This window comes from Photorhabdus akhurstii, from assembly GCF_018448925.1.
GTDB lineage: Bacteria > Pseudomonadota > Gammaproteobacteria > Enterobacterales > Enterobacteriaceae > Photorhabdus > Photorhabdus akhurstii.
In genome coordinates, this window is the sequence record NZ_RCWE01000007.1 from 1 (window position 1) to 12,133 (window position 12,133).

At 55.4% G+C, this 12,133-nt stretch carries 6 protein-coding genes; 2 read left to right on the forward strand and 4 right to left on the reverse strand.

Features of this window, described 5'->3' with window-relative positions:
• Positions 1–187 (reverse strand): CHC2 zinc finger domain-containing protein (locus EAE93_RS10220; RefSeq protein WP_214039610.1); only part of this gene is annotated, 187 nt, incomplete at its 3' end.
• A 101-nt stretch (positions 188–288) separates the two neighbouring features.
• On the opposite strand from EAE93_RS10220, the gene EAE93_RS10225 reads away from it, so the two are divergent.
• Positions 289–675: a helix-turn-helix transcriptional regulator gene (locus tag EAE93_RS10225; RefSeq protein ID WP_075161656.1), complete on the forward strand. Its 387-nt coding sequence runs from the start codon at positions 289–291 to the stop codon at positions 673–675.
• A gap of 103 nt (positions 676–778) precedes the next feature.
• Complete coding sequence (locus tag EAE93_RS10230; protein ID WP_040154758.1) at positions 779–1,021, forward strand: SymE family type I addiction module toxin; 243 nt, start codon at positions 779–781, stop codon at positions 1,019–1,021.
• Between the two features lie 85 nt (positions 1,022–1,106).
• Here EAE93_RS10230 and EAE93_RS10235 read toward each other — a convergent pair whose 3' ends face one another.
• The 3 genes from EAE93_RS10235 to EAE93_RS10245 are packed head-to-tail and all read right to left on the reverse strand — an operon-like array spanning position 1,107 to position 12,073.
• Positions 1,107–1,568, reverse strand: coding sequence for a hypothetical protein (locus EAE93_RS10235; protein WP_144408099.1), 462 nt, complete (start codon positions 1,566–1,568; stop codon positions 1,107–1,109).
• Positions 1,565–10,360, reverse strand: coding sequence for a hemagglutinin repeat-containing protein (locus tag EAE93_RS10240; protein WP_415186283.1), 8,796 nt, complete (start codon positions 10,358–10,360; stop codon positions 1,565–1,567). The genes EAE93_RS10235 and EAE93_RS10240 overlap by 4 nt, the downstream gene beginning before the upstream one ends.
• 48 nt (positions 10,361–10,408) lie before the next feature.
• Complete coding sequence (locus tag EAE93_RS10245) at positions 10,409–12,073, reverse strand: ShlB/FhaC/HecB family hemolysin secretion/activation protein (protein ID WP_214039611.1); 1,665 nt, start codon at positions 12,071–12,073, stop codon at positions 10,409–10,411.
• Positions 12,074–12,133 lie beyond the last annotated feature (60 nt).

Below are 12,133 nucleotides of genomic sequence, written 5' to 3' on the forward strand. Positions count from 1 at the left end.
CAAAGCAGTGATACAGGTTCTTAGCCGGCGATATCACCATTGAGGGCGTTTTCTCGTGATGGAACGGACAGCGCAGCACATAATCCTCACCGCGTTTTTTCATCGCACGGCCTTGCTTACGCGCCAGCCCCAGCAACGAGACGGTTTGCTTTAAGCGGGCTAAATCGGTATCGGGAACGCGGGTCATCAGTGACCTCCTGTAAAAACCTGTCAATAGACATTGTAGTAGCATTAATATGAGACTATAATATAGCCATTGAGTCAAGCAATTAAAAAGGAGGGCTTACAATGCACATCTCATTACCGAACTGGATTTGTGAGGAAGATATGCAACTGTTTGCCAAGCGACTAAAGGAAGCCAGAGAGGCCCGTAAAATGACACAGGCCAGACTCGCTGAACTGCTCAATGTCGATCGCCGGGTGTATAACCGTTGGGAACGGGGGGCTTCTGTTCCCCAACTAGATGCTGTGGTCAGGATCGCTCAGGTATTACAGAGTAGCCTGGATGCACTCGTCGGGCTGGAACCGATGGCACCACCACAGATACATAATCCCCGTTTACAGGCGCTCGTGACTCAGATGGATTCGCTTTCGGATGAAGATCAGCAGGCGCTGATTGTATTAATGGACAGTTTACTTAAACGTTCCAAGATGACGCAGTTACTGACATCGTAGAAGACATTTGCTACAGAAGAGACGACTTTTATCAACGCAGCATTACCGGGCTGCCACCCGGATAACGCTGCTAACCACAACCCACTATCAGAGGTAGTTAGCTATGGCTGAACGCGATTGTAATGTAAATTCAGGCAGTTCGAAAGCGCAACGCCGCTATAAGGTCGGCTATATCAGCCGGTGTCACGCCGACCGCCACACTGGCATGACCCGCTATTACAGCCAGCACCCCAGTTTGCACTTAAAAGGGAACTGGCTGGAAGAAGCGGGCTTTGCGACCGGGCAGCCAGTACAGGTCAGTGTTGAGCACGGACAGTTGATTATCCGGCTCGTTGAGCACAACTGACGGCTCTCAGACCTATAAAAACTGCACTTTAATCAATTAAGAGCTAACTTTTGGAGTGCAGTTCTAACCCAGGGCTACCTTAGCGTTACAGTCGTATTAAACTACTACGGCATAATAAGCCATTTGAACTAAATTGAAGATGTAATGCATATTTTGGATATTCATATTTCACCCAGCTATTAATATAACCAAGAAGCATATCCGTTTTACCGCCACCATTCATCAACGGGGTTCCTAGTACTTTAAGTACTTTTTCTTCATCCCATCCCGCTTGTATATCTGAGATCAGGACTCCTTTAAAATTTTCGTATCCATCACTGTTATCAAAGTAAAAGTGTATATGATTCACCCCTCCTTGCCTGAACCCTATCTCTATCCCCGCACGAACAAAGCTATAGTATGTCGTTTGTCCCACTGGGTCGTTATATTCTAAGGGATCTTGTGTTACTTGAGCCTGCTCTCCTATCGCCAGACACAGCTCATTAAATTCTTTGGATGATTCCGATACACCAAGGACGCTAGTAAACTTGTTCCATTCAATCATCACTTCATAACCCCCGTTTGACGATTACGTTCTATGACCTTCTTAACCGCGTCATCAACCAATTGTGGATCATAACCACGTTCTATCATATTTTTTCTTAATGCATCAGTATCACGACATACTGCACCACAAAGATCCATTGCGTCTTTCTGAACTTGAGCCGGAGTATTTTTACCTCCGTAAGTCGGGCTGGCTTTATGTGCATCCCGTGGTATCTCAACAGCTGTTGCATTTTGGTAAAGAGCTTTTGTTTCATCCTTTGTAAGAGGGCGTCCCAGTTCATTTTCTTTTGCTTTTTTAAGCGCCGCAAATGACGGAATGTGATCATGTTCTAGCCCATCCCCTACCTTCGCTCGAGATTTTAACTCCTTATAGGAACTAACATCTAGCGCTCTAACAGGTTGAGTTTCATCATGGGGTTTGTTATCCGTCGAACCTTTTGTTGACGATACAGATGATGGCTTCGCCTGGATCTTATTACTGGCTGCTCCTCCAATAATTCCGGTCGCAGTCTCCAGCAACAACAGGTTACGCTGCTCTTCCTTAACGTACTGTGCCGCATCCGCTTTAGATAATCCGGCGTTCTCCAGCTCCTTCTGACGCAATTCAGTATTAAAGAACCCGGAGAGGGGTCCACTACCGCCATTTAACCAGCTGCTCTGCTCTGAGCGGCCTATCTTGTCATTGGCACGGTATCCCGATACCGCCAGTTCTTTACCCACCTCATGGTTGATGAACGCCAGTTCTTCTCGGCTCAACTCGCCATTCAACGCCATCTGTTTCAGGGTATTGATGGTCGCATCACTGGCCTGCCGATATTCCGTCCAGACCCCTTTACGGCAGCTGTCATCCTGACACGATGCCAGTTTACCGCGCATGTCTTCAACCGACGGCAGACCTTTATCCAGAATCCGCTGGCTCAATTCTTTGGCCTTACCGCACGCTTCCGGTGACAGCGTGCGGCAATCACCCAGATTTCGCGAGGCCAGCGCATTATTCTCAATGGCATTCTTCCCTGCCTGCGCCCCAGTGAGGGCACTGGCGCTGGAGTCACCGGCAATACCACCGGCCAGCCCGGCCGCCAGAGTGGAAAGGGTGCTGATAGTTTGTTTTTGCTCTTCCGTTAACTCACTGACGTTGGCCCCGTCGCCGTAAAGTTGCTTAATCAGGACCTGAGCCGCCAGTTCCCCCGACGCGGCACCGACTGCACCCGACAGGGCATTGTTACCGCTCACTTCCGCCGCTACCGCGCCTAAAATCGCATGGGCCAGCGTGTTGGTGGCGATATCCACCTGATGGGTTTGCGGGTCAGTAGTCAAGTCCTTAATCACTCCTGCCAGATACGGTGAAGCGCCCCCGGCCAGCGCCTGACCGAGATTGTTGCCCGCTAAGCCCTGAATGGCTGCCGTAGCGGCCTGTAAGGCTTTCTGATAGGTTCCGCCGGTCCCAAAGCCTGAGTCATTCAGCGCCTGTGTGTAAGCGGTGTCATAAACTTGCTTATTGATATCCGCCGCAGTCGGGTGTGGATTGCCACTGTCGACCAGTTTTTTTCTGGCTGCGGCTTTGTCCGGTTCACTGATATGGTCCAGCTTCGCTTTCGCCGCTTTGGTGGCGATAATTTTCCCTTCGGTACTGGCTATCTCGGTCATCTGGGCGCTGATTTCGCCAATCAGTTGCGCCTGTTTCAGCCGTTGCTGTTCTTTTTCCTTATCAAATATCGGACTCAGGACATTCGCGGCATTATCGGTATCGCGACTTAAGTTCGCGATATCCTGCGTCTGGTGCGCCTTATCCCGGATAATCAGGTTGCCGTCGCTGACGGCGGCGTGCGTGGTGGTGCTGTCATGGCCCTGGTTATGGGAACCGCTCAGCCCATTGACCGCCAGATTATTCAGGACCTGACCGGCGGTGGGTTGGCCGAGGCTGACGCCCGCGCTTTGCTGCTCAACAGTAAAGTCCGCTTGATTTTTAATATCCTTGAAGCCCAGCGTTCCGGTGTTCAGGGTGTTGTTGGTTTTGTCGGCTTGACTGGCTATCACCGCGCCGTCCAGTTGGGTGTGGTCGCCGACGTTAACCTGATAGCCGCTTTTGCCGGCAAACAGCCCGGTCTGCTCCTGCACGCTGTCATAGTTGCTGTGCAGTTTATTGCGGCTGGCATTGAGGCTCGCTGTGCCGTTAGTGAGGGGACCTGCGGTGGCGCTGACGCCCGCGCTGGCGTTGTGTTGCTGGCTGTCATAGCGCTGGCTGTCCTGCTCGCTGCTTAATGTCAAATGACGTTTTACGTCGGCGGTAATCTGCTCGCCGCTGACCTGAGCCCCTTTCAGCGTCGTATCCCGGCCACTGTTCAGCCCGACGGTCTGTCCCGCCTGTAACGTGGTGTTAGTGTGACTGACGCCGTTGCCGTTTTCATGGCCGGTGCCCCGACTGACATTGGCTGAGACGCTCAGGCCGGTGCCCCCCGGCCCGACAGTCAGGCCCACGCCCAGCGAGCTGCCGTGGCTGCTGTTTTTGCCGGTGGTCTGTTCGGTGTTCTGGCTGGAGGAGAGCTGAATATCCCGGTGAGCATTCAGTTGCAGGTCTTTACCCGCCTGTAACTGGCTGCCCTGAATACGGATATCGCCATTCTGGCCTGATGCGCCTTTGCCATCCCCTTTGGCGGTTATGGTCAGGTTATCCCCGGCAGTGAGATGGCTGCCCTGTTGAGTGGTCTGGCGGTGCTGCTGTTCTGAACGAGAAGATTGGCGACCGTAGGACAGGCTCACCCCAGCTAGATTATTATTGCCTTTATCATCACTGCCCTGAGCTTCCGCCAGTCGGCCAGCCTGCGCCGCTTGCACTCCGCTGAGGGCGGCTTGAGTGTTTTGCAGGGCTTTCACTCGCGGGTCACTTTCAGTGCGGGCAGTTCTGGCGGCTTGCACTGCGCTGTTGACGGCCCCACCGGCTGCGCCACTCAGCGCCACGGTTAAGCCGCTCTGTTTTTGTTCGGTTTTTGTCGTGGTGTGATGGCGGTTTTCCGCGCTGGTGATATCGACCTGTTGACCGGCCAGCGTCAGGTCTTTACCGGCAATCACCTCACTGCCGTGAACCCGGAGCTGTTCTCCTGCGTTGAGGGTCACGTTACCCTGGCTGCTGCCGACCGTGCTGCCTTTACTCAGCTGGCTGTCACTGTCGGTGGTGACTTTCTGGCTGGCTTTGCCTAAGGTGAAGCCAATCCCGCCGGTGCCCATCAGACCGGATTTTTTCTCCTGCCGCCAATGGGTTTCATCGTGCGCTTCCGCGGCGGTGGTGACGGTGAGCTGATGACCGGCGTTCAGGCTGATATCCTGCGTACCGGCGACATTGCTGCCGCGGATATTGAGGTCTTTACCGGCCTGGAGATTCACCTTATCGCCACTGAATGTGGTGCTGAGCGCCTGCCGGTCATGCACTTCGTCGTGGGTTTCCACTGACGATTTCGACAGCCAGCCTTTGCTGGTTTGTTTACTGTGCTCCACTAAATCGGATGAAGCCGTCCCGGTGGTCAGCGTCAGGTTATTGCCGGCCTGCGCCGTCAGTTGTCGACCGGCGTTGACCTGGGCGGCGGTGGCCTGTAAGTCATGTCCGGCTTGCAGGGTCACCTCACCGGCGCCGGTTATCTGGCTGCCGATATCCTGTTGTTGGGTCAGATGGCGATAGTTATCTTTCCCCCAATTCCCTTGCTCTGTGCGGCGCGTGCTTAAGGCGTCCAGCGTCAGGTCATGGCCTGCCGTTATCTCGGTGTGACCGTCTTTACCGGCATTCTTGACGTCACTGGCGGTTAATTGCACATTGTTGATGGCGCTCAGCGATAAGGCACCCTTATCGTTCCGCACATAGATGCCTGCCGGACGGTCTAACCAGCGGTTAGCCTCATCCCCGCGCACCGTCGATGCGCTGGTGATATCGCGGCCTGTCAGAGTCACCCGGTCATCGCCCTGAATCCGGCCGCCCCGGTTGGTGAGCGTCTGTTGGGCCGCTAAATCCACTTTGCCGCCGCGAATAAAGCCGCTGTTGGTTAGATTGTTGGCGGTCAGTTGGGTGACGTCACGCCCGCTAATTGTGCCGCTGTTGGTGATATCGCCCTGACTGTTGAGCGCCACGGTATTCCCGGCCAGCAAGGTGCCGTCACTGCTCAGGTCGCCCTGACGGACGCGGGCATAAACCTGCGGCACGGTGACCACCTCGGTAGTGCCATCCGGCAAGGTGACGGTTTGGTTAGTCAGCCAGATAATGTCTGAGGTCAGCAACGCCATCTGCGCCGCACTCAGCGCCACGCCCGGCGTTAATTGCTGCTGTTTGCCAAAGGCGATACCGGCATCCATCAGCGCTTTAAACTGCGCTTCATCGTTGTTGTAGCCCGGCAGATAGCGCTGGCCGGTCAGTTGGGTGATTTGGTCGCGCACCAAACGCTGTTCGTAGAACCCATCGCCCAGGCGTTTGTGAACCAGCGCCGGGTCATGCGTTAACTGTTGCCGCATATAGTCCGAGCCCAGCCACTGTTTGTACTGGGTAAATTTCGGGTCGGTCTCCACCAGATAGTGGCTGTCGCTGCCCGGTTGCACGGTATACAGGCTGTTATCCGGCAGGCGGGTATCGGGCGTCACCACGCGTATTACCGGGTCGACAGTTTGCCCTTTGACGGTCTCCGGGGGCAAACTCAGTGGCTGATTTTTGATACCGTTCACCGGCGTGACCGCTGTGGGGGCAGAATGTATCTGACCGGTTTGTCGGTCTGTAATCGTGATATTCGTACCCTGTGGACGGGTATGCGCCTGCCAGGCCAGCGTTTTCAGGTCGAGGGTTTCTATGACGGGGGCCGGGTCATAATGGCTGCGGCTTTTCCCCTGTGAGGTTTTGGTCCCCCCGAACCCGAACTTTTTCTTCTTGGTTTTTTTGGCATACCAGTGGGTCTGGCTGCCGGTATCAGTGGTCACGCGTTCGCCCTGAGTGGCGATATTGTGCAGCTCGCCTATCTCCCCGTTTAGCGCCCCACCGGCGATAATTTGGCTGTCGTGATTGGTGACCTGCGCACTGTTGAGCGTGATATTACCCCCGGCCAGAATTTTACCGGGGTCACTCTGTTTAACCTGAGTTTCCTTGACGGTCCGGGTGTACTGATATTCGTAAAAGTCATTACTGCGGCTGCCATCCGGCATGATGGCATCGTGCACTTTGTATTTATTGTGGCGGGAAGTGTCCACCTGTGACCAGTCGTAACGGGTGGTCTGGCCGCTCAGTACCGCGTCATGATGCTGAGACTTTTCCGTTTCGACGACCTGAGTCACTAACCCGGCGTTGGTGTTGTTAATCTGGTCGGCATTCATCTTCAAATGGCGCCCGGCTTCAATCGTCGCCGCGTGGTTATTCAGTTCACGGGCTTGACCGGTGGCCGCCAGGGTATTATCCAACCGGCCGCCGATGTGCATGTCGCCCACGCTGTAAATCTGGGCATGGTGACTGTTGTTCAGTGTTCCGGTGCCGATATCCAGCCGGTCACGCGCCGCAATGACGGCGGCTTTGCCATCCTGCGCGGTGTTATTCAACGTGCTCGTCTGGAGGGCGATCTGGTCCCCGTAAATGCGCCCGGTGCCGGTATTGTTCAGGGTGCTAGCAGTGAGATGGGTCAGGCCGCCGTCAATCAGTCCGGTGTTGTTCAGGGTATCGTGAGCCTGGATTTGCGTTTGCCCGGCGCTGATTTCACCGGAGGCACTATTGGTGAGATTGTGAGCGTCAAGATGCAGCGCCTGACCGGCTTTTATCTGGCGGTCATTGATAAGATTACCGGTCGTTTTCAGGGTCAGATTGCCATTGGCCGCGGTGTTGCCGGTATGATGAAAATCCTCAGTTAAGGTGATCGCCATATCGCCCTGCGACAATAGTTGGCCGTCACCGCTCAGAGCATGGGCGTTAATCGTGGCGTGCTCCCCGGCAATCAGCGTGCCTTGCCGGTTGTTAATCGCCAGATGCGGTTGCTGGGCCTCGCTTTTGAGAGTGAGCTGTTTGCCCGCGGAGACCAGCCCCTGAGTATTATTCAAGGTCTGGCTGATGTTCGCTTGCAGATGGTTAGCTGCCCGTAAAGCACCCTGGGTATTGTCCACCTGTTGAGCGTTGACCGTCAGGTTTTGTGCTTCCACTCCGTTATCCGTCTGCTTTGTTTCCCGGTTAATCAGGTGAGCGGTGTTCAGGGTCAGTTGTGCGCCGCCACGGATAAGGCCGCCGGTGTTATCGGTTTGAGTATCAACATGAAGCTGAGTGTCGCCCACCGCCTGCACCTGCCCGTGACGATTGTCGAGCTGATGAGTGTTCAGGGTTAAGGTGTCCGTGGATAACAATTTGCCGTCCCGGTTATCCAGCGCGGCGTGTCGGGTATCGATAGCCACCTGTCCGCCCTGGAGATGACCGTGGCGATTATCCAGTTGACCGCTGGTGATTGTGGTTTTTCCTGCGCCAATAATCTGGCCCTGCTGGTTATCCAGTAACTGCCCGTTGGTATCCAGAGTCAGGGCGTCGGCGGATTGTAAGGTCCCCTCGCGGTTTATCAGTTGTCGGCTGTGAATGTCCAGCCCGCCATTCCCGGCAATCTGTCCCTGAGTATTAGTGAGCCTGGCGCCGGTCAGCGTGGTTTTACCGTCCGCGGCGATTATCCCGCCGGTGTTATCAACATCGCCGGCGCGCAGGGTTAATTGCCCGCCGCTTAACACCCGGCCCGACTGATTGTCCAGCGTGTCTTTGACCGCCAGTGTCAGCGAGCCTTTTTCGGCGGCCACGATGTTGCCGTGACGATTATCGACGGTCGTTGCTTTAAGGTTCAGGTTGCCGTTGCCCGCAAGGGTGCCGTGCTGGTTATCCAGCCTCCGAGTGGTGAGGGACAGCGTATCTTTGCCCTGTTGTTGCATCACGCCGCCTTGATGGCTCAGGGTGTCGGCGTTGACGGTTATCTGCCCGGCCTGAGTTTCGGCGTGGTTGAGTTGCAGTTCACCGGCCTGTATCGTCAGGGCGCCATTGGTGAGCAGTTTGCCCTGATTGCCCAGCCACCGTTGGGTATTGAGTGATAATTGACCGTTGCCCGCCAGTTGCACGGTGCCCTGAGTATTATCGGCCTGATGCGCGGTCAGATGCAGGTCCTCGCCCTGACTGGCAATAGTGCCCTGACGGTTATTAAGCCGGTCTGTGGTGAGGGTCAGTTTCCCCTGATTGAATACCATCCCCTCATGGTTATTCAGGGCGTGGGTGTTAAGCGCCAGTTCACCGGTCCCGGTCTGGTTAATTTTTCCTTTCAGGTTAGAGATATCCGGGGTCGTGAGGTGGATTTCCCGCGCCACTAACTGGCCGCTGTCGTTGTTAAACTGGCCCGGGGTTTTCGCGCTAAAACGGTCGGCGTTGACGGTAGCGCGAGCGGTACTGATGCCCGATTGACTGGCAGTCAGTTGAATTTGCCCGGCCGCCGTCTGGCTGTCGCTCAGGTCAATCTGTTGGCTGTGGATAGTCAGCGTATCAGTGGCCAGATTTTTGCCATTAGCCTGAACGTGCTGCGCGGTCAGGGTCAGGGAGCCGGGGCGGGTGGTGTTGCCGTTATCATCCAGCCCCGCGGCCCACACACTGCCGTGACCACTTTGTATCGTGCCTGCTCTGGCGGTGATATTGCCCCGTGCCTCAACCCGACCACTATTGTTCAGTTGTTCGCCTGATTGCAAGGTCGCCGTCGATTGAGACAGGAGTTTGCCCTGATTGTCTATCTTTGCGGTACTGGTTAATTGCAACGTATCCCGGCTGCTGAGGGTACCGCGGTTCTCTATCCGACCATCGGCGGTGATATGGACCTCCCCGGCAGACGCGCCGATATTGCCGGCATTATGTACGCCCACCCCCGCCTCGGTGCCTATCAACCTGATTTTATGGGCGTACATGCCGCCCAGCGCCGCCACATCCAGCGCAAACGCCGGGTGCTTTTCATCGTCAATCGATTTTTTCTCCATCTGCTGATGCGTCGCATCGACAATATTGCGCCCGGTAGTCACTTTCAGGTCTTGCGCGTGTAATTTGGCGTTAATCGCCACGGAGCGGGCGATAATATCGGTGTAACTTTGCTGTGTGCTGTCCATGCCGCGCCCGTCAATCCGCACTTCCCCCTGATTGACATCAAACCCTTTCAATCGGCCCCGCTCCATCAGCGCCTGTCCGGTGGTGAGCGTGGTGCGATGCGCGTTAATGAAACCGCAACCGTTACAGGTGATGCCCGAAGGATTGGCAATAATCACCTCGGCTTTATGCCCGGCCACTTCAATCCAGCCATTAAGGTGACTGGGGTCACGACTGTTGACCTCGTTAAGAATAACGCTGGCGTCCCCTTTGGCTAGCCACGGATTGCCTGCGACCATACCGCCCAGTTGCGTCTGGGTGGCCTCATGGCTGTTATTGAGGATAACCCCCTGTTTATCCACGTCAAACTGGCGGTAGCGGTTGTGGGAAACGCCGTCGGCGCCCGGGGTCTGGATATTGACCTGCGGCGTGCCGTTGGCGCTGCGAATGATGGTGGGCTGCTGACGGCCCGGCGCCTGTCCGTCGGCCACAATCGCCGCCTGCGCGGTGAGCGAAATCCCGCCAAGGGCGAATAACAATCCAAACCGTAGCGCGGTGAGTCGGCAACGATGCTGCGGTGAAGAGGGGCGATGAGCGCGGCGTCCGGTTCTTCCCCGTCCGGCCCGCGCTATCTCGGCCACCACTATCCACAGCTGGCGAGATTGATTAAAGATAATACGATATAACTGCTTGTTCATGATTTTTGCTCCACACAACACTACCCACCGGCAGTTTTGTTATTTGAATTAATACTGCCAATACAGGTTGAATCCGGCCGTGACGGGGGAAGTTTGGAAACCGGCGGGCTTGGACAGCGGGACGCCGACAAACAGGTCGTAGCTCACCTTTTTCAGGCTGCCGCGCCAGCCCAGAGCGCTCCCCGCCAGGTGTTTTCCGAGCAGCGCGTCGCTGCCCCGGCCGCCCACTTCGCCATAATCCATTGCCAGATACAGCGACTGCCCGCGCAGCGGGGTTTGCCAGTCCAGTTCGTTGCGGCTGTACCAGCCCCGATCTGCGGATAAGGTCAACTCGCCATCAAAGCCGCGCACCGTCCAGCGGCCGCCAATCGAGAAGCGATCCTGGGGCGTCAATGGGCTGGCGCTTATCTGACGCAAATATTGGGTCTGATAAGAAAAGGGCTGAGAAAACAGCGTTAACGGCCCGGCCAGCGTCGCCGAGAACTGGGTGATTTTGGGTAAGGCGGTCCCTTCATTGCGGTACTCTTCCGGCGCCGGTTGTGCGCCAAACCAGCGCATGCCCTGCTGGTAAGTCACCCGGGTATCCAGCGTCGCACTGCCGATAAAGTGATGATGGGACAGCCCCAGCTTCCAGCCCGCGGTTTCCCGGCGCTGAACATCAACTTCGGTCTTATCAATAAAATTGCGCGACGTCCGGCGATAAATTTCACCGTTAAGCAGAGTTTTCTGGTCGGCGTTACGGTGCAGAACACGGCTAAGCTGAACCGCCAGGTTTTGGCTTTTGCCCCGGTATTGGATCGCCTGATTCAGCCCGGCTATCGTCTGGGTATAATCGTAATGACTGGCCGTCACACTCGCCATCCAGTAGCCGAAGGGCAAAGAGTAATAGAGCGTGTCATTTTGGCTGCCCTTCCCGGCAGATGAATGAATATCGCGTCCACCGGAGAGATAAAACAGATCACTCAACGCCAGCGGGTTATCCAGAAAGAAAGTGAATCCGCCCTGATAACGCCCGGTGCTTTTGGAGCCGGTATCATCCAGATACGTGGCGACTCGCCAGTGCCGTGACTGACGCCAGTCCAGCACAATATCGCTCTCCCCCGGCTGCGCTGCCGGAACAATGTTCATATCCGCCTGCACGGTCGGGAAACGTTGCAAGTTTTCCAATCCCTGCTCAATATCCCGTAAATCCAGTAGCTTGCCTTCACGCGCGGGAAAGGGCGTTATCCGCTGGATATATTTCCCGCTGTCAGGGGTATAGCGGATATGCCGGATTTTGCCCGGTATCATCACCAGTTTTAGCGTTTGGGTACGCAGATCCTGGGGAGGAACCAGAACCCGGCTGGTGACATAGCCGTGATTAATGAGCTGATCTTGCAATTGGGTTATCAGCCGGCTAATGCCTTTATCGCCCAGGCAATGGTTTTCGCCCTGTTGAGCGACACGCCGGAACGGTAACCAGTGCGGGAAATTTCCGGTACCTGCCAATGCTACATGTGTGACAGGAAAACAGGGGGTTTCCACCGGGAAGGCGGATGACTCCCCGGTTTCCGGTACCGACAGATGAACTTCCGCAGGCGGCGGGGCTAATCGCGCCTCCAGCGCTTGCTGGCGGGCCTGTTGATGAATGAGTTGTTGATCTGCGATGTCGGCGGCTTGACTGTCTGAGACTACGCTACAAAAAACCGTTAATACCAAAATACTGCTTTTCATTGACTTTCTATTCCACAATGTCGAAACAGCATTAACCACGAATTTAACTTAACGATCAAT